This window comes from Mangrovibacterium lignilyticum (assembly GCF_010882175.1).
In the GTDB taxonomy this organism is placed as follows: Bacteria; Bacteroidota; Bacteroidia; order Bacteroidales; family Prolixibacteraceae; genus Mangrovibacterium; species Mangrovibacterium lignilyticum.
On sequence record NZ_WKLH01000002.1, the window covers coordinates 1,197,354 to 1,220,980 of the forward strand.

The following is a 23,627-nucleotide window of genomic DNA, read 5'->3' on the forward strand; positions in this document are numbered from 1 at the left end:
GACAATCTCCCTTCCAATGATAGAACAGTATATACTTCTTAGTTACTCTCAAATCCATCAGCGAATCCGCCATAAGCAGGCTTTCTGGAATACCCCTCGGCCCATAAACCAATGGGCTCTCCTGCTCTCCACGATGAGCTCGCCGGACTATCAAGCGGACTCCAAGCCGTAATTCCATATCGTTGCGCTGCGGGAATCAGTTCAAAATATTTTTGAACAACATATTTGTACATCTCTGCTTGCGCTTGGTAATCTTCATCAGTCGCTTCTGATGTTTTTGTGCCGTCGATACCGATATCCAATTCCGAAATTTTAATCAATTTACCGGTTGCAGCGAGCAGTTCGAACATTTGGCTAATCTTATCCTTATCCGAACTGACGTTAATGTGCATTTGGGTTCCGATGCCATCAACCCGGGCACCTTTACTCTCGATATACGCCACGTAAGCGATCAAGCCTTTACATTTATCCAGATTGTACTCCAGGTTATAATCGTTGATGAACAACTTATCGTCACTGTTTCCATACTGAGCAGCCAGGTTGAAAGCCATAACAGCATAATCTTTGCCCAGGTAATCCTGCCAGTAGAACTCATCGGCTGCCAGGTCTGTTTTACCGATGCCCGATTTCAGGTCGTAAGGGCTGCCGTCATCCATTGGTTCGTTGACCACATCCCAGGCTTTGACGTAATCTTTGGTATTTGTGACCATTTTAGAGATCCAATCAGTCAAGGCTGCGTCAACCAATTCTTTTTTGGCCTCATCGCTTTTTTCGACAACAAATCCTTCTTCCGAAGAACCGCCAGAGGCTTTCGCAAGCACAAAATTATCCATGTAGACTGTTCCCGCCATTGAGCCGTAACTGATAATCAAATTAATACGCTCACCAGAAGTTGGAGTAACCGGTAATTCCACTTTAGTCCAGTCGTTATTTAGGTAAACGGTTCCAAAACCGTCTGCACCATCCTGCCACGAACTGCTTTGTAACTCTGGTCTGATGTCTCCATTCGGATTGTCATGTCTGATATAAAAACTCAACACATATTCTTCTCCTTCTTCCAAAGGAGCATCAAACGTGTAAGCAGATTGCACTTCCCAGAAATTAACCGCCGACGGGTTATAAACTTTAATGCAGTAACCAGATCCGCCATATCCTTCGCCATCAGCAGACAAGGTTCGCGTAGAGGAATTTCCCCAGCCTCCCCAGCCGTTAATATTTCCGGCTTCAAAATCGCCATTGTTAATCAGGTTAACAAAAGAAGCTTCTCCCTGGGTGTCGATAACAAAGAAGTTATCGACATCAACATAGTAAGTAACGCCAGGTTGATAGCCTAAGTCCAGATTAACTTTAAATGTACCGGCTTCAAAATCGTTTACCTGGCATTCTACCTTTTTCCAGTATTTTTGTGTTACAAAGGTTTCGGTAGCTGCCCCCGTCCCCATCCAGTCTTTTGATGGGGTGTTGTTTGACAAGCCTTGGAAGGAAAGACGTCCTTCGCCGACTTGATCTGACTTAATGTAAAGAATAATTTTATAGGCATGCCCTTCAACGAGGGTAACATCCGGAGTTGTCAGCTGAAGTTCCGTTGCCTCTGATGAAGCTGACGAGGCAACCAGCTTTATGGCATCGGTGCCGGCAGCCATTCCTCCACCGGTTTCGATGGTAATACCATCTCCGCTATTATCCGTTCCCCAGCCATTAAACGAGCCATCTTCCAGCCCACTCCGATCCAACGAGTTGGCAATAACCTGAGGTTCGACGGCTAAGGGTGCAATTACGCCATTCAGGTAAGTTGCATTTTGATTGGCATGCCAGCACAGGGTGTGTCCAAAAATGCTCAGGCCACCCTCTTGGGCTGTAGCTGCAAATTTCTCTATACTCGTAAGATCCAAACTTCCGTCGCTCTGTACGACAGCACCGTGTTTCATTTCCCAGCCGGCCGTAATTTCATCAAAATTGCTGACGATTTGGCTGTATGCCAATCCTTGTTTGTTGAAATCGCCAACCGATACGCCAGCCCCCAACTTAAAGTCGGGGTCCGTGCTGCGATCGACATAAGATTTCAGCACATCGTAATCGTTCAAATACTCCAGCTTGGCAATACTTTCCGGTTTCTCCACCTTGTAGTCAAGCAAACTATCGTCGACGCAAGATACCATTACCGAAAGAGTAACCGCACCAAGCAATATTTTATTTAAATATTTCATATTCATCTTGATTTAAGCGATTAATTTTCGTTATATGATGGAGAGTATGTTTCCAAAACAACACCTCGGTTACGGGCAACAAGCGTATCTTTTGTCGCGTAGGTTTTACCGTCCATGTCAATGGTATAATCGAGATAGATTGCACTACGGTCCGTATTTCCCCAACTGTTCTTTTCACCATCAACAACATAAGAGCCACTACCCGAAGCCGTGAAACCCTCATCGTTTGTTGAAACGGTACATCCATTCCCATTGAAGGTCAGGAGCAATGTACATGTTTCGGCCACATTACTGGTATTTACAACGCTTACCGGATATTCAACGGTTGTTAATGAAGCGGTTGTCATTTCACAAACCTCATCGTCTTCCACATAAGTTTCGTGTCTGACATTGGTCGTGCTTGAAGCTCCTTCTGTAATCTGGTCAACACCACGGCGCAGGTAATACCCGTGCCATGGGTTAATAAACTTGACGCAATAAAGCACATAGTCCTTGGGAAGCACGTCCCAATCCGCCGGGTTCACACTATTGGCAGTGGCTGACTTTGGTTGCCCTGAAAGAATTGAATCAGCATTGGCCACACTGGTCATCCGCAATGGGATCACATAGGTATTGGTCAATGCGTTCGGATCGGCAAAAAAGGCATCTGTCAATTGGATTTCCACACCATCAGTCAGTGTATTGTCCAGCACAATCTGATCAGCTGCCATTGAAAAATAGTTCGATGGCATTGCTGTAACGGGAGAAGCAAAGTCCTCGTCGAAGTATAAATTATTGCACAACGAATTATCAACAGCAATGTCAATTGCAATCGAATTATCATTGGAATACACACCACCCATTGTTGCATAGATTTTACATTTATACTCGTTATCCAGGGTATTGTCGGCCGTTCTGTCTTCACCCAAAACAATCGTCCTCACCGGATATTGGTAGGCAAAATAAACGGAAGAATAATCATAGTCAGGGAAATCAAACTCCTGGTTCTGACAAGAAGTTACCAGTAAGGAAAATAATCCGACAGATAAGATCAATATTAATTTAAACTGTTTCATATTTTACAATCTTTATCATGTTATTAATCGGTGAATTACCAGCCTGCATTTTGTTGCAGGTTACTCCACTTTTGTACTTCACCATAAGGTATCGGGCCATAATACATATAGTCCTTGTATGTTCTCAATTCAACATTGACAGGGGTATAGCTTAAGGTGCCGTTTGTTTGATCAATTTGCACTCCGGCAGCTGTTTCGTTCAGGTCGCCCAGCGTCACTTTCCACCGGCGCAAATCCCAGAACCGTTTGTTCTCGAAGCACAGCTCCAGGCGTCTTTCATTCCGGATCAGCGCTCTCATTTGCTCCTTGTCGCCTTTAACCGATTCCAGGTAAGCATCGTTGTTCGCCGTGCCGACTCCGGCTCTTTCGCGAATTGCTTTAATCACATCATAAGCTGAATAGGCATGCCCTCCGTTTCCGGTTGGCCCCCAGGCTTCGTTGGCAGCTTCGGCATAATTCAGGAAAATTTCGGTATAACGAATGCGAGCTGTATAATGCTTTTGCTGGGTATCGTAATTCGGATTCGGGTTACAATCGTAGCGTAACAACTTGCGCAGGTAGTAACCAGTGCGGGTTGAGTATCCACTCTCGCGGTTAATTGCATCGTTATTGGTACCATAGGTTCCAGTTGTAATTACGTCGCTATTCGGGCCTTGGGTACTTCCGTTAACCACAATGTAATCCGACAAACGCGGGTCGCGGTTCGCATACGGGTTATTCTCGTCATAGCCGCTATTGGCGTCGTCGATGGGATAACCGTTTAACATCGGGAAAGCATCCACCAGGTTTTGTGTTGGGTTTACACGCCCGTCGCCATACTGTGAAGGAGGAAAGTTATCAGCCTCCAGCGTATTGCTTTGACTAACATCGCTTCTCCAGATAATCTCAGCAGGATTTGCCCCGGCAGCAAGGCTTGCAATTTCGGAAGTATTGACATACCAAGTATTTCCGTTTGCGGCCAAACCACTAACGCCACCGATACGGTCCAGAACAGTCGCGGCGTAGTTGGCAGCATCCTCCCAACTTACCGTAGTTCCTGCACTGTAAGCAGGGCTGGCGGCTAAAAGTGCAGCCTGGGCACGCACCGCCTCAACAATACGACCGGTAAGACGGCCACGCATCAGGTTTCCAAAAACACGGTTGTAGTCGCTCGAATTTGTTACTCCCAGGGACACGTATTTTGCAGGGATCTCGGAACTGGAAATATCACCAAAATCAAGTGGAAGCAGATCGATAGCTTCATCGGCATCCGACATGATTTGGTCGATACATTCCTGGAAGGTGTTTCTCGGCACGTTAAAATCTGAAGACGTGTTTTCAGAGGCTGTCAGGTTTGGCACACCCAACAATTCGCCACCACTGGTCCATCCGCCGTGAGCCAATAAAAGATAGTATAACTGAATGGCACGCAAGCCGTAAGCTTCACCTTTCAGCTTATCATTATACATCGAACTAATGACTTCGTCCTTACTCAAGACAACCTGATCCACATTTTCGAGAAACAGGTTAATGTACTGAATTGCGTTTCGGCGCCCCTGCCATTGCGACACCGGATTAGTCTCCGAGGTCCACGAACCGGTCGCCATTGCTAGATAACTATTGCTGTTATCGTTAGAAACTGCATCGTCGGTTGCCAGGTCACTGTTCGGCGTGCCCGAGTACGGCAGAAGAATATAGGCATTGGCTAAAATACCTTGTGCATAAGATGGTTCCTCATACATAGCCTCCAGTCCCCTGTTGTTCTCAATTGCGGGTTCAAGCAAATCGTCGCAAGCAGCAACCGGCAACAGAACGACCAGTATTAAAAGTTTGAATATATTTTTCATAATCGAATTACTTTTTTATTACTTATCCGTTAGAACGTGGCTTTTATACCGACATTATAGAATCGTGTTTGCGGAGCGCTACCTACGCTTAATTCCAAGGTTTCGCGTTCTTTCGAAATCGTTAACAGGTTTGATCCGCTGACATAAGCAGAGAGCCCTTTAATGATCGAATTACCCAACTTCTGTTCCGGTATGTCGTAGGTTACCTGAACTTTAGCCAGATTGAAACGGTTGGTTTTATACAACCAATAATCAGAACTCCGGAAATTATTACTTCCGCTTTCGGTGGTTAACCTGGGGTAAGTGGCGGTTGCTGCCGTCGCTTCAGTCCATCTATCGCGAACAAGCTCCGAATATTTGCCATCGCCATAAACCCAGTAATACGAATTGTTTTTCATACCATAAGCGCCAAAACTTCCGGTTCCCAAAGCGAAGAATGTAAGGCCTTTCCATTTGGCTGTCAGGTTAACGCCCAAGGTGAGGGGAGCTCCGTACCAGCCGCCTTTTTCCAGAAATACATTGTCTTTATCATCAATAACTCCATCGTCGTTCTGGTCAACATATTTGATGTCGCCGGGTTTAACGGTGCCACCAAAAGTTTGCTCCGCAGATGCGTCGATCTCCTCCTGATTTTGGAACAAACCGGCACTTTCCAATCCCCAGATACCATCAATTGCTTTTCCAACCCGGTTTTGGTAGTCGTACTCGTAATTTTCATCGCGCCGGGTAGCTTTTGTCGTATTATAAGTACCCGACACGCCTAATGAAAAGTCAACTTCTCCAACCTTCTTGTTATAATTGACACTGAAATCAACCCCGGTGCGTTTGTTGTTGTCGTAATTGACATACGGAATGAACGAAGCGTCGGGATAGTAGGTAAAGAAATAGTTGGGGAAAAGCGTTGATGGCCGGATAATCAATCCTTCCATCGAATTCATGAAGAAAGACGTATTCACCGTAATCAACCTGTTCCATAGAGAAGCATTTACATTCGTCGAGAATTCTTTTCTTTTAATAAAGGTGAGATCCTCGTTGGCGCCTCTAACCGAGTTGGTCGAGTGTTCCGATGCCCCGTCGTACCAGCCCCACCAGGCTCCGTCGGCCTGGGTATAAGTTCCTTCGTACAAGTAGTACTCGTCGTCGCCGTATTTCACATCCAAATCGGTATTCAAAATACTTCCGGAAACACTCCATACAAGTTCGTCGATTACGGACGAATTGCCCAGAAAATCTTCGTTGTGCAATTTCCAGCCCAAGGTCAATGAGGGAGAAAGCGCTTCGCGGTGACCTTCGGCTAATTTTGCAGAGTGTACCAAAGCGGTGCTAAAATCGGCGAAATACTTGTCCTTGTAATCATAGCACAGCTGAAATCCGAGGTTTGCGTTGCTGGTCCTGTGATAAACTGTTGTTTGTGTTTTCTGAAAAGCTGAAGCTAACAGCATGGCAGAAAAGTTATGCACATCATTTACCGATTTTTTGTAGGTAAAATACCCCGAGAAAGCAACCGTTTGGTTACTTGTACTTCCGCTGATGTTTTGCACACCCGATTTTTCGTCTTTATTGTACTTGGTTAAACCGCCAATAACATCGGCACCGTTGTAATTGTACCAGCTTGGTGCGTAAACAGCGTAAGAGTTATTGTAGGAGGTAGAATACGAGGTGGCATAATCAACAGCAAACAAGGTGTGGAACGCAAGTCCGTCCAGCAATCCTTTCAAATCGAAATCAAGACCGGTATCGAATTGAAACTGGCGGCTGGTCCAGGTGCTGTGTCCGGCTGCATAGTAGTCGGCAAATACGTTGCTTTGATCAACCTGTGTTCCGCCAAGAAAATACTGACCGCCAATAATATTGTTACTCCCGTTAATTAGCTCATGAGAAGCCAAATCGTTCGGATCAATATAACTCAGCGGAATTAACGGAGCAACACGGTTCGGACGCAAGCTTGCTGCCGAACTCCAGTAACTACCATTGTTACTGTTGGCACTTCTCGAATTATAAAAAGTGACATTGGCATCAATATAAGCCGTGATAAAATCGTTCAGTTTCAGGTCTACATTACCGCGAACATTTAAACGATTGGTATTATTCTTTTTGGCTTCGCCAAAATTCAGCAGATCGTCAGCGTAATTAAACCCAACATTGGTATAAAAACGTGCACGCTCACCTCCGCCTGAGATCTCCGTGCTTACATCGGTTCGGTTGTAGGCACTTTTTAAGAATTCCGACGAATAAAAATCGACATTCGGATAACGATATGGATTTGCTCCTGAACCGTAGTTGTAGATCTCTTCATCGCTGTATAAAGCACTTAAACCATCGTTTGCGCGGGCTTCGTTATACAGCGTCATATATTCTGCCGAGCCAAGGTATTTCGGATAACTTTTGGGAACGGACATGCCGGTATTGGCACGCACATCAATTTTCAGTTTTCCTTCCTGCCCTCTCTTGGTTGTTATGTAGATGACACCCTTAGCTGCCCGGCTACCGTATAACACCACTGCCGATGCGCCTTTCAGAAAAGTAACCTGTGCAACTTCCGTTGGTGAAACGTTATTTGCGTCGCGCGGAACCCCGTCGACCAAAACCAGGTATTCATCCATTCCCCACAACGAATTACCATTCCAGCCACCGATGTAGCCCTGCAGGTTATCGAGCGTATAGGTATTATAGTTTTTCTTTGTCAACTCTTCGTAATTGACTACAGAAACTCCTCCCAGAAGGTCGTTTTGTGCTACCTTCCGGTAGGCGACCTGAACCAACTGATCTTCATCGTTCTTAAGCGAATCGGATCCGGTTAGCGCAACTGTTTGTGCCTCCGACAAATAGGGAAGTAATGCAAACATTGCATATAAAATGAATCGTCTTTGTATATATTTCATTTTTTAATTCCTTTAATATTACATGCTACTTTAACTCAGTAAGATTACCACCCGGGGTTTTGGTAGAACTCCGGATACATGGATACATCTTCAATTTTTAAAGGAAACCAATAGTGTTTCGTTCCGAAATCGCGAGTTAAAATAAGTTCTTGCCTAAAGTTGGACACTTTAGCATCTTTGGGGTCATTGTCCGTAAAGAAGCTATTGTCTTCAACCCGGTCGAACTCCTGAGAAGTTTTAATATTATACGGGTATTCGGTGAGCAGCAACCAGCGCTGCAGGTCGTTAAACCGAAACCCTTCGAACGACAGTTCAACAGCACGTTCCCTTCTCACTTCATCGATAAAAGCATCCCGACTACCCGTGTAAGAAGCGCCCACATGGCCGGCTCCTACTCGGTCGCGCAAGGTATTAATGGCATCTTCGGCCGTTTTCGAGAAATTGGATGCTTTTGCGCTGGCGCCACCAACAGCAGCACAAGCTTCGGCATACATGGTATAAATATCGCCCAAACGCATGTAAGGCAGGTACACGTGGAGGTTACCGCTCCAGTTGTACAACCCGTCGTATTTGTTGGCCGTGTGCGGGGTTAATTTCTGAATGAAATAACCGGTACGGCTACCGTTTGTAACCGATCTCATGGTTCCGTTAGTCGCAAGCCCGCAATAACGCAGATACTCCATGTCGTTTGTCATGGTACCGTTCACGTACTTGAAGCCGTCGAATACAATGTCGTGGTAAAAACGCGGGTCGCGGTTTTTGAATGGGTATTCCGGATCGAAGCCTGAATTTGGATCGTCCAAAGGCAAGCCATTTTCCATTCCATATAAATTGACATAATTGGCAGCCGGGGTACGAATTTCTCCCCCTTCAACCAGGTTATTAATCGTTGGCCCCCACGTTTTGGTGGCTCCCCAGTTACTACCGTTATAATCGTTTGACGGCCCCCTGAAGATCGCTTCCGTACTACCCGGCATCAACCAGCTTTGGCCCGAGGTATAAAATATGTCGCTATAGCAACTCGTAGCACCACTTGCCCTTTCATGATTGTAGACATCGGAATAGTTGAACTCAGCCAATTCGTATTGGGTTTCACCACCTTCAACTAAAGCTAACAATTCGCCAAAGGCTTCGGCTGCTTTTTGAGCATAACTCTCATCGTAGTTATAGGTATTTCCGCCACCGGTTTGTGCGCCGTTTTTCATTAAAGGACTGGCGGCCCACAGATAGTTTTTCCCCAGATAACCCAAGGCCATAATTTTGTTGACACGCAACTGGTTTTTACCCAGGGTATTTTTCCCAACAGTGGTATTGTCCCAGTCGATGGGCAGCAGGTCGGCTGCTTTTCTCAGATCCGCACCGGCTTTATCGGCACACTCCTGGTACGATTCCCGTGGCAGGGTCAGTGCTTCGCCGGCAGGCAATACCTGATCAACATAAGGTAATCCGCCCAGGTATTCCATCATCTCGAAATGCCACCAAGCTCTGAAAAAATACAACTGACCTTCGATAAGATCACGTTCTTCATCCGTTGCCGAGACCAGCTTATCCAGGTTGGCAAGGCCCATATTGGCTTTCCGGATACAATACCACGCATGTGAATAAAGTCCATGATCAAACCGTGAGCTGGAAGTAGGATTGGCAGATGCGTCGTCAAACCAACAACCATCCTGTCCTAATTTACCCACCTGCCAGGCCCAAAAGTTACCCAGATCAATCTGATGAGTAACATGCCAGTTACCTGACGGGTTGAAAATTACGTCGTCGCCCCAGTTAAATGAAGTTGTCCAATACTTCTTTTCTTTATCCGGGATGCAGTTATACATTTCTTCGATAAAGCCCTGGAAATTTGTAAAATTCTCAAAAGCTGTTTCTTCTGATACAACTGAGTCGGGCGATTTCTCCAAATAACTTTCACAGGAGAATAAGCCGAATGTTAGAAATGACAGTAGACTGCCCCATAGCAGAATTTTGTATTTATGCTGTTTCATCGTCTCTAATTTTATAATGTAAATCTGACACCAAAACTGTAGCGTTTCATGGTGGGATAAGCTCCGGTATTGCTCGATCCGGCAAAGTTGGATTCGCGGTCATCAGGCATTTTCGACCACACCCAGAGGTTGTTTCCACTCAAATAGAGTTTCAGGCTACTCATTCCTAACCGCTTAACAAATCCATTGGTTAATGTATAAGCAACTTCAGCATTTTTCAGACGAACGTAAGACCCGTCGTACAAGTACTGGGTACCCCGACTGTAACCGCTTGTGCTTGACACGTAACGAGGAACCGTAACATCGGCATTCAGATCGTCAACCGACCACCAACTTCCCTGGTCGTATACGGTATTCAGCATACTGCCAAAGCTGGTAAGCGAAACACCACGTGTTACATTGTTTACACCATAAAACTGAGCGAATGCGCTAAAGCCTTTCCATTCAAAACCGATCGTAGCGTTATAGGTATTTTGCGGAGAACTTGAATATCCATACGGCACCTGGTCTTCACTGTCCACAACACCGTCGGCATTGAAGTCAATAATGTAATAGTCACCGGTTAATTTATTCGCATCGTTTGCATCGTAAGCCGGGCTACCGTAAAGGGCATCATAAGAGTTCAGATAACCGGCATCAACATACGATCTGGTCTGCCCGATACTGTATCCGGCCTGCTTTTGGTAATCGGCATACAACTGCGGGTCATCCCTGTTAATAATCTCGTTTACAGCATGGGTCATGCTTAAATCGGCCCAAAGACGCAGTGAATTTGATAACCGCTTATTGATGCGAACTTGCAACTCATAGCCACGTGTGTGTACCTCTCCAAGGTTTGCAGTAGCCGGGGTTGTTCCGAAGTATGAAGGGACAGAACGATCTCCACCGGCAATTAAAATGTCGGTACGTACATCGCGGAAATACTCGGCGCTACCTGCCAGTAAGCCATCGAAGAAAGCATAATCGGCGCCCACATTGAGCTTACTTACCTTTTCCCAGCGTACATCGGGGTTACCGACTGATGTTTCGGTGTACCATTTATAGGGACTTTGCGTCGCATTCAGGTCCATGTAACTTGCTCCTGCACCATTGGCATAAGCCCATTGGGTCAAATACAACCAGCGACTGCCGCTGTCGTCACCAATTTCACCATACGATGCCCGTAGTTTCAGCATATCCAGGAAGCCGATGTTTTGCATGAAATTTTCTTCAGAAATCATCCAGCCAATAGCCCCGGAATTAAAAAATCCGAACCGGTATTTGGTATCAAATTTTTCGGAACCGTTGTAAGCGCCATTGTACTCCAGGAAGTATTTTGAAGCATAGTTGTAGGTAGTACGGAATGCCCAGTCTTCGCGATATGAAGGGATAACACTACCTGTTGCCCGCTCTTTACGGCTACCTAATCCCATGGCCGAAATGTCGTGCTTGCCAAACTGACGTGACCAGTTTAATTGCACCTGATAATCCAGGTTACGCTGGGTTGCCCAGTTTTGCATGGTTCCTCCTTCAATCGTCCAGAGAACCCCTTGCATAAAATCGAACTTATTATTATTGTCGAAATCATTTGCATAATATTCCGTTCCTGTTTCAGGATCGATCCATTTGTACTGGGCATCGTTGTACAGGTCGTTGACACCGCGGTTGTATTCAACAAATACGTTATCCCAGGACACCGTTCCTCTAATACTCAAACCTTTGGTGATAAAATCCAGTTTTTGATCAAGAATAAAGTCGGTGTTGATCCGGGTAGTTGTGGTGCTCATAACCCCTGATAAAGACAGGTTGGCTGCCGAGTTCGTAACATTCACGATGTTGGGATAGTACCCCCAGGAACCATCGGAATAAACGGGCAAGAAAACATCGGGTGCAATATTGTAAGCACCGGCCCATTGCTGAGCAACGGCCCAATCCGACGAGTTTGTCTGGTTCCACGGACTTTTTTTGGCTCCGTTGGAACCGGCCAGGTTTACTTTAAGGGTTGTGGTTTTTGTTAATTGAAAATCGAGGTTACTGCGTACGTTAAGCCTGTTGTAACCGTATCCCGACTGATAACCTCTGCCGTTGTCATAAATATCGAAAAGGTCGCCTTCGTGCACAAAATCGGCAGCAGCAAAATACTTCACGACTTTGGTTCCCCCCGAAACGTTGACACTCGCGTTATACGACATGGCAAAGTTCTTGAACAAAGCATCCTGCCAATCCACGTTTGGATAGCGTTCTGCTTCTTCCAGGTTAGCGGGGTAGCGGTATTTTTCAATAATGTCCTGTGGCGTAATGTAAGCCCACGATTCCGGAGTCAGATCAAGCTCATGTTCGATTGCATAATTCCGGGCCATCAGGGCATCGTACGAGTCCAGTTTATTGGGCAGTTTTGAAGGCACTTTCATGGTAGCGCTCATCGCCACATCAATTTTGGCAGAACCTTCGCGACCGCGTTTGGTCGTAATCAGAATTACCCCGTTTGCACCTTTTACCCCGAAAACGGCGGTGGCTGACGCATCCTTTAACACCGAAACGGACTCAACAGATCCGATATCCACAGCACCTAGCGGACGTTCAACGCCATCAACTAGTACAAGCGGCTCGCTGTTGTTCCACGAGCTGGCTGAACGAATCAAAATCTGAGGATCTTCTTCCCCAGGCATCCCGGTACTTGAGATAGTGACAACCCCCGGAAGGTTACCGGTTAATGCCTGTCCGACATTGGAAATACCAGCCGATCGCTCCAGCACATCTCCCGTTGTTTGCGCAATGGCGCCCACAATACTTTCCTTCTTCTGTTGTCCGTAACCAACCACAACCGTTTCTCCTAATTCGGTCGTCTGGTCGTTTAACGAAATTTTAAAACTTGTTTTGTTTTTAAGCTCAACTTCCTTCGGTTCCATCCCAATGAATGAAACAAGAAGTACTCTGGTGTCCTCGGGAACATTTAAGGTAAATTTCCCGTCTACATCTGTTGCTGTTCCGATCGTAGTGCCTTTTACCATGACAGTAGCACCAATTACCGGATTCGCCTGGCTATCCGTAACAACCCCACTGATTTGCTTGCTATTTTGAGCAAAAACAGAAACCGAAAACAGAGCAAAAATCAGAACCAGAAGGCAGTTTGACAGTCCAATCCTCAGGCTGTTTGGCAAGGATTCTTTTTGAGATAATAGTTCATTTGTTTTTTTCATTACATTCTCAAATTAAATTGACATAAGAGTTCATCGTTTCAAATGGAAATTTGTCCCTGATGGTCATGGACAATCCTGAACCGTTCATGCCAATTTCGTTTCAGAACCCGAAAGAAAAGGCAGCTTTGCAGCGATTTCTCACTCAGATAGTTTTTAATCATAAATTCTTAGTTTTGGTTATTAATCGATTTATTTGGAACCATCGCCAATCATAGACAATGTGATTGACGATTTTTAACTCAATAGTTTTTATTGGAAGCATAGAGACCTATATTAGTCCCAGTAAACCCATATGACTGCGCTGTTGACAGATAGAATGCATCGACATTAGAGGCTAAAACATTCCAGTGTCCTCCATCAAGCATATATGAGAAATTGAACTCCTTTCCGGTCGATGAAACTTTTAAGTCAACGGGGCCAAAAGTTGCAGATACATCCTGAGAAGCAATCACTTCAACGCCATCTCGTCCTACTTTCTTCAAATTGACTTGCCAGCTATCTCCATCCTTTGTAAGAGACATGGTATACTGATGGCCTTCGTCTTTATATAGCAGTAGTCCCGCCGATTCAGAATTTGATTTCGGATTGAAATACAGGCGAGTTTTACATTCAAACTTGTGATGTTGTAAACGGCGGCTCAGATAAGCAGGAGTCTTCAGCTCATTCGAAGAAACGTCTGCGCATTTCAAGGTCAAATAGCCTGGATTTTCGGTTAAAGAATACAATCCACGAGCCGGACCTCGTAAGCTCATCCACTCCATTCCAAGCTCATCAGAATCGAAATCATCTATTTTTTCAAAGTTGCCAATAGTAACGGTGCTATCTCTTTTTACACCCTCCATTTGAACGATTCGGGGAACAAGTTCATCACCTTTGGTCATAAACGGGAAACCATCTTTGCTCCAGTGAACCGGCATAAGATAAGTTTCGCGCCCCAAATTCTCGAATTCGTTATCAATAGGTCGACACGCGAGGAAAACGGACCACCACTGACCATTATCTTTTTTTATTAGATCTGCATGTCCCGCGCAAGTGATCGGAAGCTCCCTCTCTGGATCCAGATGCTTCTGGGTAAGAATTGGATTTCTAGTCCAAGGTTCAAATTTTCCGGTGGGTGAATCGCCTCTAAAAATAACTTCCCGATGATTTACAGATGTTCCACCTTCGGCGCACATCAAAAAATAATTTCCATTGATTTTATACAAATGAGGGCCTTCAATCCAAATAGGCTTTTCGGTCAGGTCTACACCACCGTTAACCAGCATTATACTCGGACCAAGAGTCTTCTCCGTTTCCACATCAAATTGCAGGACACGGATAGCCCGATGTCCTTCGTAAGTTGAACCACCGTCGGGCACGTCATTATTCACAATGTATGCTTTACCATCTTCATCGAAGAAAAAAGAAGGATCGATACCGTGTACATCAGGTAACCAAACCGGATCTGACCAAGGACCAAACGGATCTTGAGTTTTCACAAAGAAGTTTCCTCTGCGTATGTTCGTTGTGATCATGTACCATGTTTTGTTGTGCGGATTGTAACTAATCGCTGGTGCAAAAATCCCTTCACTTGTTCTTTGTCCCTCCAGTGGTAATTGTTCCGGCCTATCAAGGACATGACCAACCTGTTTCCAATTCATCAAATCGGTACTGTGAAAAAGAGGCACACCCGGGAAAAAGGAAAAGGTTGACGTGACCATGAAGTAATCCTGACCATTGGAACAGATGCTTGGATCGGAATACCAGCCCGGAAGTATGGGGTTATAATAATAGTCGTCGCCGGGTAGCGGATTCTCCTTGTAAAAATCATCCTCACCCTTATAGGTGAAATAGTCGAAATGTGCCACCAGGCTATCCGACGCAAACTGCACTTTATTTGCTTTAATCGAAGAATTACAGGAAATCAAACCGGCTGAAACACCGAGCAAAAGCACAACTCCACGAAGAATAGAAATGGAGATAATTTTCTTCATTTTATTTATCATTTAGGTTAATAGCGAGTAATTGTTTAGTTAGCTATCGAGCTGCATTCGATGTTCCGTTCAGACTCCGACACCTACTGAAATCAAAAGTAGATCGGACTGTTTCAGGACGCTTTCAATTTTGAATATTTGATTTTCAATTTCGGATACGGCACAACAACAAGCTCACAAACACCTATACTACTGCTTTTTAGAGAATAGATTATTTAAAAGCCAGGCAAAAATGAATGCCAGGTTTCTTTGGCGGGCACAGTCGGGAACGCGTATTGAGCGAATCAGCGGAAAAGCAATGCTGAGGAAAACAGCAACAGAGATCCCAAAGTCCCGGGAATCAGCCCACGCGATGAAAGAATCAGGAGCTCCCGGGCGATCGTTTAGCCCCGGGAGCCAATAAACGACAACATTGCAGTCGGCCAAGCTAGCATTCACCCACTTCCTGAAAAGCAAAAGCCGGAATCCTGAAAAACAGAATCCCGGCTTTTGCCCTGGCAAACAGCGCAGACTCATACCACTTGAGTTGGCGATTTGCCATAGTGTTTCCGGAATACGGTACTGAAGTAGCCCACCGAAGAAAAGCCACATAACTCGCTGACTTCGGTCACGGTATAGTTATGCGATTGAATCAAATCCACGGCATGATCCAAGCGGATGGATTTGATAAAATCGGTTGGCGACTGGTTGGTCAGCGATTTAATCTTTTTATACAGCAATGAAGGGCTCACGTTCATCGCTGCTGCAAAATCGTCCTTCGTAAACTCCGAGTTGGCGATATTTTCGCGCACCACTTCTCCCATCCGCTTCAAAAACTTATCGTTTAGCTCATTATCCAGAATAGCTTCATCGTTCTCAGTCTGCTTGATGATTTTCAGCGCCTTGTCCCTAATCAATTCGCGATTCTGAATAATCGTTTTAATCCGTTGCTGAAGCAAGGTCACATCAAATGGCTTGGTCAAATAGTCGTCGGCGCCAAGTCCAAGTCCTTTCAGGTGTTGCGATTTGTTCGACAAGGCCGTTAACAAAATGATCGGAATATGTGAAGTTTCGTAATTCGACTTCAATTTTTCGCACAACTCATAACCATCCATTCGCGGCATCATGATATCTGAAACGACCAGGTCGGGCGTATTTTTCTGAATCATTTCCCAGGCCTGCTCTCCGTCTTCAGCCAATTCAATTTGAAATTCCTCCTCCATGGTCGATCTCAGGAACTCGCGCAAAGAATCGTGATCTTCCACGATCAGAACTTTCATTTTATTCCTGGACAGTGACTGCATTTCACTCATCAGTACTGTATTTCGGACAACCTTCGCTGCGACATGACCGTTCGGTACAGTATCGTTCTGCTTATTTTCAGGCTCGTGTGCGTCCATGGTTTTCATCACCGGGACTGAAATACTGAAACTGGAACCCACGCTTTGCTGGCTGTAACAGCTCACCTTCCCTCCGTGCAGACTCACGTAATTCTTCACCAACAACAAGCCAATACCCGATCCAACAATTTTCGCGTTCACCGCATTTTCGCCGCGGTAATATTCGTTGAACAACTGCCGCTGCGCTTTTTTACTGATTCCCATGCCAATGTCCTGCACATCGAGCACCCATTTGTTGCCCGACACCTGAAAGTTAATATGAACCGAAACATCGGCATAGGAATATTTGATGGCATTGGACAGCAGATTATCAATCACTTTCTCGATCATCACTTCATCAACAGCAGTGACAAATTCGGGGAACTCGGATTTAAATTTCAGTTCGATTTTTTTGGTTTTTGCATACGACTCAAACATCATGATCCGGTTACCGATCAGCTTAACCAAATCCACCATCGTCAGCGTTAAACGTTCTTTTCCGATATCAACTTTCTGAAAATCCATCAGCTGGGTAACCACCTTGGACAAGCGTCGGCTTTGCTCGGTCGCAATATGTAAGTACTGCAATGCTTTAGCCGACAAGCCTTCTTCCTTATTGAGTTCTTCAATCGGGCCTTTTATCAATGTTAACGAGGTGCGCATATCATGTGCCGTATTGGCAAAAAAACGAATTTTCTCGTCCGAATGCTGCTTTTTCAGCCGGCCAATATAAAATGCAAACAGAAATATTCCCATTCCAGCTAGCAAAACAAATACAGAAATCCGAAATAACCAGGTTTCCCAAAATGGTGGAACGATATTGAGTTTCACTGATCGTTCTGCTAGAATATCAGTCAATGAACTGTCGAACATTCGAATCCGCAGCGTATAGTCTCCGCTCGGAATGTTCGAATAGGATAGAATGCGGTTATTTCCTGGCTTACTCCACTGTCTATCCAAGTCATCAAGTTTCCACGAAAACTTCGAACCTGGCGATATCACACCAATAGGAATTAACTCCAGACTTACGGTATTTTGATAATACTTGAGCGAGATATCTAATAGGCTATCAAGCGGTTTGTTTAACTCAATAGCAGCAATATCTCTGATAGACCGTCCGGATATTGCTAAATCCTGGAAAAATATCTTTCCATGATCCTTTGTTGGCACAACAACTTTAGGATCAAAAATAACGGCTCCCTTATTTGTGCCCCAAGCAATTTTCCCATTCGAGAGGATTGTATGGGCATTTTGATTAAACGAAACGTTGCTTAGCGCAATATTCGAACCGAAGGTAAGTACCTCGCTATCTTCTTCTCTCAGTCGACATAACCCCTGTTCTGTTCCAATCCAGAAATATCCACTAGCATAGACAATACTTTTGACATAATTGGAAGGGAGACCAGTGTCAGTTGTTATAACCTCGGCTTTTTTCGTCTCGAGATTATACTTAACAACTCCATTTCCACTGGTACACAACCATATAATATTATCTTTCACATACAGGTCGTATACCAAATAACCATCGACCAAGGTCTCGGTTGTTCCTTTTTCTTTGTCAAATATCTGTAATCCAAAGGTTGTACCAATCAACAATTTGTCTTCGCCATAATTAGCAAGAACATTAACTGTAAAATTTTCAAATGATTGGAATCGTTTGCTTGTGGGGGAATAGCGGATTAAGTCGCCGCGCACGCCACCAATCCAAATATTCCCTTGAACATCTTTAACGATGTCGAACACAAAATCACCGTTAAACGTTCCGGATGATTCCTCAAAAGAATAATGATGCAGTTCATTTCCTGTTCTCCGATCCAGCACATAAAGTCCTGACGAATAAGTGCCGGCCCAAATCCGTCCCAGATCATCTTCACAAAGATCGTGAAACACCTGAGCATGCTCCTCATTATTATAATAAAAGGAGGCCCATCGATTGGCTTTCACATCCCACCGGCTAATTCCGTTATTTGTTGCAAACCAGATATTACCGTCCGAATCCTCAAGGACACTATTCACTTCATCATTAATTAGTGAATTATGATTATTCACCAAATGCCCGATTTTGGTCACAATTGGGTTCTCCTGATCGAAAAAGGAGACTCCACCGCTGTAGGTGCAGACCCATACCCGGTTGTTGGGGTCGCAATAAATATCGTACACCCCATTTCCTTTCAAGGAGTTTGGGCGATCCGCATCCTCTTTATATACCGAAACCACACGGCGGTTTGTCTTGTCGAACTCCCAAACGCCCTGTCCGTCGATGCCCAGTAACAAAATTGCATCTGAGATTGGTTCTATCGCCAGGATTGGTTGATTCGGTATCTGATTGAAATTAATAAACTGAAGACTATCCGGCGTTCCAGTCAACAGGCAAAGCCCTTCGCCCAAGGTGCCCAACCAAAGTTCGTTTTGTGCTTTATCGAACCACATACTCGAGACAGCACAAGTTAGCTTATCGGGCAATTTATAATAACAAGCTGACGTATACCGAATCGTATTAAACAACTTCACCTCTCCGTCGAGGAAGTAAAAAAAATGGGTTTCGTCGTACCAGCCCAGGTAATGTATCGTCTCGTTCTGCTCCAGCGACTTTAATCCGCTCGAAGCATCGTAACAATACAGGCCAAAAGAGGAAGCAGCCCATATCCGCTTTTGACTGTCAATCAGGATTGAATTGATTGAGACGTACGGATTATTTAAGCTCTCAGCGATATTCACCAGCAAAATGAAACGGTCGCGAATAGCATCATATAGAAAAATCTGCCCGTTGTTGGTATATGCATACAGTTCTTCATACTCGTACAGCAGTTTTACCGTAATCACATCCTCCGTCTCATAGGGAAGCTGATAAGTACGGATATCATTCTGCGAAAAACGCACAATTCCCATCTTCGAGGAAATCCAGATGAAGCCGTTCAGGTCGCTGCAAACACTATTGGTTTCGCGTATGGAGACTCCATATTCCTCGTTGATATTGTAAAATTGGGTATTCGCAGAAACCGCCAAAGGAATCAACTGTGCAATAAGCAAAAAAAAGACGGAGACTATCTGTATTTGAATTCTTAACTTCATACCCGCGATTTCTAAGTCGAATCATTCATCCCGACCGACAAATTTCATATTCTTCCCTATTGTTTAAACAGAGCTAAAACAATTTTTTCTACTGGATCGCAGTGATTGATGCAAATCACCCAACAGAAAACTGTTTAAGATGTCTAAAATAGTATTTTCCAATTAACCTCTTTCAAGAAAACTTAATCCTAACAGCAGTAAAAGCGAAAACCAGCTGTAAACAACTGATCCTCCCTTCACTACTACTAGCTCTAATCTAACTACTTTAAGTTGTCATATTTTAAAACAAAATAAATTCGTTCAATTCTCATCATAAACCGAACATCTTGCAGAGGCTTTACCAGATCCGCGTTTCAACCACTTTTTCGCCACCAACAATATAAACACCAACAGGGAGGCCTTTTGTCGCGTTTCGCCGGATGACGCCGGAGCGGATTTTCACCCCCAGCATGGAATAAACATCCACGATGGCATTTTCGTCATAGTCGTCCTGCAAGGGGATATCATCGGTAGCAGTCGGTATGTAATCATCCGTATTCGACAGATAAACATCCTGAATCTCAATCGTGCAGGCCCCGGTCGACCAAAACCCGACAATGTAGAGGTGAGAAGGATCCACAGCTGCTCCGTCGCCATTGGTCATCGATGCCAGAGTCACCACCTGCATGGTTTTACCAGTAAGATCGTAGGCTGCCGGCGAACTCCAGTAATTATTGCTGTCGAACAGCCGGAACGATGCGCCACAAGCTCCGGCACTGGCCAGTTTCACAACCAGGTACTTGTAGTCGGAAATGTCGATACCAGCAGCGTATTGCCAACCGCCAAAGCCATACTGCCCGGTGATCAGGCTGCCGGTGGTTTCGTCGAAGGAACCGGTTTCCCATATTGAAGGGTCAAAAAGCTCATCGGACAACGGAAATGTGGATGAACTCACCGTAAAGTAGCTTGTCACCGGGTCGCCCAGTTCCCCCTTGTAGCTCACCGCAATGGTTGCTTCGCCATCGGCATTGGCCACGATGTTCCCGTTCACAATTTCGATGATACCCGGATTTGAGTTTTCGTAAGTTGCGCTGAGAGTGACGTCTTTGGTGCGGCCACTGGCGTATACGGCGGTAACCGTAAAAGTAGACATCCCGCCGGTTAACAGTTGAATATCGCCACCCTCAACAAGCAAATCCGAAAGGGTCAGCTCCTCCTCGCTGTACCCCACAAACGAATCATCGTAATAGCTGTCTTCGGTGAAAACAGGTTCGGTTGTAAACCAATCAAAATCAACGTAGCCTCCGGTTTGTTGAGTGGCAAAGTTGAACAGGCAGAACTTATTGCCGGTAAATACCGACAAATCAAATTTCATATACAGATCGCTGCCGAACTCGGTGTAAGTTTCGTTATCCAGACTATAATAGAAGCTCGCTTTGCTGGTGGTGTAATTGGCAATGGCCCGCAGGTACAGCTCGGTCCCTGTAAATTTCTCGCCAGTGGTGGCCACGCTGTTGTTCACCTGGTACAACCACTTTTGGCCATTCTCCATCTTCACACCGATGTAAGCATAGGGGTCCTGAAATACTGCAAGCCCGGCCACATCACCCTCCTGCATATTTTCAACATCCATTTTGACAGTTCCATAGGAATGCGTAAGGTCGTCAGGATATCCGAAAATGCGCTGGGTGAGGGTGTTTGGGGCATGTTTCAGATCCTCAACAACCTTCACTGTCTCCAAACGGAGATATCCCGGACGGTCTGTCAATGACCACTTCGAGTCGTCGGCATTATGATTCCAGCCCCACTGCATTCCCAACTGGTAGTTACGAAAATTATCGGTTATGGGCAGAAAGGTTTTTGGATATTCGCGTCCGACATTCGGCTTCGTGTAAGTGGTGACCCCTTTGCCATCAACACCGATTACCGGCCAGTTGTCCTCCCAACTAACGGGTTGCAAGTTCGGCAAACGGCCGAAAGCGCCTTTATCGTAGAATAAAATTGTCCACCACTCGCCGGTTTGGGTTTCAATGAGCGCTCCCTGGTGAATGTTATCATCGTTCAGAAGCAGTTTCTCTTCGTAAGGCCCGTAAATGCTGGTCGCCCGCAAAGCAACCTGATAGGCTGGCCAGCCGCCGTAGGTACCGTAAATGTAATAGTAACCGTTGATTTTATAGAGGTGACTTCCTTCCAACCCTTCCTTCACGGTCCAGCTGTAAACCTCCTTTTCAGAGTTGGGAACAACTTCAAAATCATCGTCCAGCTCTGCTATTTTCAGGGTATTTATTCCGAATATGACGTAAGTTTTGCCATCATTGTCGAAAAACAAACCAGGATCGTAAAACGAACCGGACAGTTTCGTCTTCTGCCAGGGACCTTCCGGATTGCTGGCAGTCAGTAAATAACTGCCCTCTTCCAGGGTTGTAAAAAGCAGGTAGTAGGTACCGTCGTTATATTTTAAACTTGTTGCCCATTGCCCGTGACCATAGCGGAAAAGGTCCTCTTCGCGGTCGCAGGCGGCATCCATATTGTAACAAGGCGTCGATTCAATTTTATCGAGCGGGTTGCTGCAATACTCCCAGTTCACCAGATCGTGCGATTTCAAGATTGTAGCTCCGGGGAAAATATGCATGGTGGTTGAAACCATATAATAGGTATCCTCCACGCGAATCACATCCGGGTCGGGGAAATCGGCAAATATCAAGGGGTTGGTATAGGTACCGTCGCCATTGTCGGCCGTTGGGCGGCGGCTAAAATCCGGTCGGGGGTACTGGCTTTCAGCATAATTCTGAAACCAATGATAAACCGGCCAGGGGCAAGCCTCGGGGTCATTCAGAAACGTATAGGGCTCGCCCTCTGCGGGCGCCACGTCGGTAAACTTTGCGAGCAGATCAGCATTGGTGAAAACCAGCCAGCTGGCATTGCCTGCATCATCGGCAATTTTCTTGAAGTTAGCACCAAAGCCATCACCTCCGGCAGTACCGGTATAACCTTTCCCCCAAGATGAATCGTATTTTTCGTCCGCCCAGTCCATTTCGGTAATCATGATTGGTGCAAAATCCGAAACCGGCTTGACGTTTTTATCCCACTCGCGCTGAAAAACCTCATAGCCATCGGCGCTGCCAAACCATCCGGGATAGATATGCACGGCATAGCCAATATTTTCGCCTTCAACCGGATTAATAGCGTAGCCTTTGTACTGCGCCTGATACGCCGATCCGGGAATCCAGACCACATTGTGAAATCCATTTTCGCGAATCCGGTCCACAACCGGTTGAAAGATTGCTTTCAGCACATCAAAGTGAGCCTGGCTATTATTGCCAACCGAACCATCGGCCAGTTTTACCTTCACCGGTTCATTGGCCAGCTCAAACATGATGGCATCGTTATTTTTTATTTTCGGGTGGGATGAAACAATATCCCAAACAGTCATCAGGTATTGGGCATAGTTATAGTCGTCTTCCAGCCCAATCACTTCGGGACAGACCCCCGGAGGCCTCATCACTACATACAATCCCTTGGAGATGGCATATTCGGCCATCGGTATAAAAACCTCATCGAGGTATTTGCGAAACCGCGCTTCATCAAAACAATTTGGCAGCTCGTGGCCATCGGGCGTACAGCCGGGGGTGTTGCTCCAATACGGATCCATGTGTAAACGCAGGAAATTAACTTTCCATCCGGCATTCAAAACACCATCAATAATTCCCTGGTTGTATTCCAAACAGCCATCAACATCGTAATTCGTCCAATATTGCCCCCGCTCGTTGAACCAAGGACTGTAGGTTTGTGCAAAACCATGCAGGTTGACTGTGTTTCCGTGCGGATCTTTTAAATATCGGCCTTCGACATGAAGTTGGGGAGTTGGCATTCCTTGCCAGGCACTGGCTGTGAGGGAGCAAAAAGTAAATAGAAGCCCAATGACCATTTTTGTCACTCGTGTCATCATAAGTTAGGTTTAAAATCAGGTTTCGTCAAAAAATTCAACCCAACAATGATAAGTGGTGAAATCAAAACTGCTATTAAATATTAGATAAATCAATTTTAAAATTAGATATGGCCGTTTCCTGAGCCCCCCGGAGCCATTAAAGCCACCAGACAGCAA

At 45.4% G+C, this 23,627-nt stretch carries 10 protein-coding genes; 1 reads left to right on the forward strand and 9 read right to left on the reverse strand.

Annotated features, from left to right (window positions below; genetic code table 11):
- Positions 1-38: 38 nt before the first annotated feature.
- The 7 genes from GJV22_RS12010 to GJV22_RS12040 all read right to left on the reverse strand — a co-directional run bounded on the left by GJV22_RS12010 (position 39) and on the right by GJV22_RS12040 (position 15,113).
- Complete coding sequence (locus tag GJV22_RS12010) at positions 39-2,207, reverse strand: endo-1,4-beta-xylanase (RefSeq protein ID WP_205461847.1); 2,169 nt, start codon at positions 2,205-2,207, stop codon at positions 39-41.
- Between the two features lie 20 nt (positions 2,208-2,227).
- Complete coding sequence (locus GJV22_RS12015) at positions 2,228-3,262, reverse strand: DUF5627 domain-containing protein (RefSeq protein WP_163713568.1); 1,035 nt, start codon at positions 3,260-3,262, stop codon at positions 2,228-2,230.
- Between the two features lie 35 nt (positions 3,263-3,297).
- Positions 3,298-5,088, reverse strand: coding sequence for a RagB/SusD family nutrient uptake outer membrane protein (locus GJV22_RS12020; protein WP_163713571.1), 1,791 nt, complete (start codon positions 5,086-5,088; stop codon positions 3,298-3,300).
- A 29-nt stretch (positions 5,089-5,117) separates the two neighbouring features.
- Complete coding sequence (locus GJV22_RS12025) at positions 5,118-7,970, reverse strand: SusC/RagA family TonB-linked outer membrane protein (RefSeq protein WP_163713574.1); 2,853 nt, start codon at positions 7,968-7,970, stop codon at positions 5,118-5,120.
- Between the two features lie 44 nt (positions 7,971-8,014).
- Complete coding sequence (locus tag GJV22_RS12030; protein ID WP_163713579.1) at positions 8,015-9,961, reverse strand: RagB/SusD family nutrient uptake outer membrane protein; 1,947 nt, start codon at positions 9,959-9,961, stop codon at positions 8,015-8,017.
- 11 nt (positions 9,962-9,972) lie between these two features.
- Positions 9,973-13,140, reverse strand: a complete 3,168-nt coding sequence (locus GJV22_RS12035; RefSeq protein WP_163713581.1) for a SusC/RagA family TonB-linked outer membrane protein — start codon at positions 13,138-13,140, stop codon at positions 9,973-9,975.
- A 239-nt stretch (positions 13,141-13,379) separates the two neighbouring features.
- Positions 13,380-15,113: a glycoside hydrolase family 43 protein gene (locus GJV22_RS12040; protein WP_238480323.1), complete on the reverse strand. Its 1,734-nt coding sequence runs from the start codon at positions 15,111-15,113 to the stop codon at positions 13,380-13,382.
- Between the two features lie 232 nt (positions 15,114-15,345).
- On the opposite strand from GJV22_RS12040, the gene GJV22_RS12045 reads away from it, so the two are divergent.
- A complete protein-coding gene (locus GJV22_RS12045; RefSeq protein ID WP_163713587.1) occupies positions 15,346-15,516 on the forward strand; it encodes a hypothetical protein in 171 nt (56 codons plus the stop codon).
- A gap of 109 nt (positions 15,517-15,625) precedes the next feature.
- On the opposite strand, the gene GJV22_RS12050 is transcribed toward GJV22_RS12045, so the two are convergent.
- Complete coding sequence (locus GJV22_RS12050; protein WP_163713591.1) at positions 15,626-19,543, reverse strand: hybrid sensor histidine kinase/response regulator transcription factor; 3,918 nt, start codon at positions 19,541-19,543, stop codon at positions 15,626-15,628.
- 337 nt (positions 19,544-19,880) lie between these two features.
- Positions 19,881-23,471 carry a family 43 glycosylhydrolase gene (locus GJV22_RS12055; protein WP_238480324.1) on the reverse strand — a complete coding sequence of 1,197 codons (3,591 nt, stop codon included), beginning with the start codon at positions 23,469-23,471 and terminating at the stop codon, positions 19,881-19,883.
- Between the last annotated feature and the right edge of the window lie 156 nt (positions 23,472-23,627).

Excerpts from the sequence above, each read along its gene's own strand:
- GJV22_RS12010 (WP_205461847.1), bottom strand. The coding sequence starts at position 2,207 with ATGAAATATTTAAATAAAATATTGCTTGGTGCGGTTACTCTTTCGGTA.
- GJV22_RS12015 (WP_163713568.1), bottom strand. The coding sequence starts at position 3,262 with ATGAAACAGTTTAAATTAATATTGATCTTATCTGTCGGATTATTTTCC.
- GJV22_RS12020 (WP_163713571.1), bottom strand. The coding sequence starts at position 5,088 with ATGAAAAATATATTCAAACTTTTAATACTGGTCGTTCTGTTGCCGGTT.
- GJV22_RS12025 (WP_163713574.1), bottom strand. The coding sequence starts at position 7,970 with ATGAAATATATACAAAGACGATTCATTTTATATGCAATGTTTGCATTA.
- GJV22_RS12030 (WP_163713579.1), bottom strand. The coding sequence starts at position 9,961 with ATGAAACAGCATAAATACAAAATTCTGCTATGGGGCAGTCTACTGTCA.
- GJV22_RS12035 (WP_163713581.1), bottom strand. The coding sequence starts at position 13,140 with ATGAAAAAAACAAATGAACTATTATCTCAAAAAGAATCCTTGCCAAAC.
- GJV22_RS12040 (WP_238480323.1), bottom strand. The coding sequence starts at position 15,113 with ATGAAGAAAATTATCTCCATTTCTATTCTTCGTGGAGTTGTGCTTTTG.
- GJV22_RS12045 (WP_163713587.1), top strand. The coding sequence starts at position 15,346 with ATGAATGCCAGGTTTCTTTGGCGGGCACAGTCGGGAACGCGTATTGAG.
- GJV22_RS12050 (WP_163713591.1), bottom strand. The coding sequence starts at position 19,543 with ATGAAGTTAAGAATTCAAATACAGATAGTCTCCGTCTTTTTTTTGCTT.
- GJV22_RS12055 (WP_238480324.1), bottom strand. The coding sequence starts at position 23,471 with ATGATGACACGAGTGACAAAAATGGTCATTGGGCTTCTATTTACTTTT.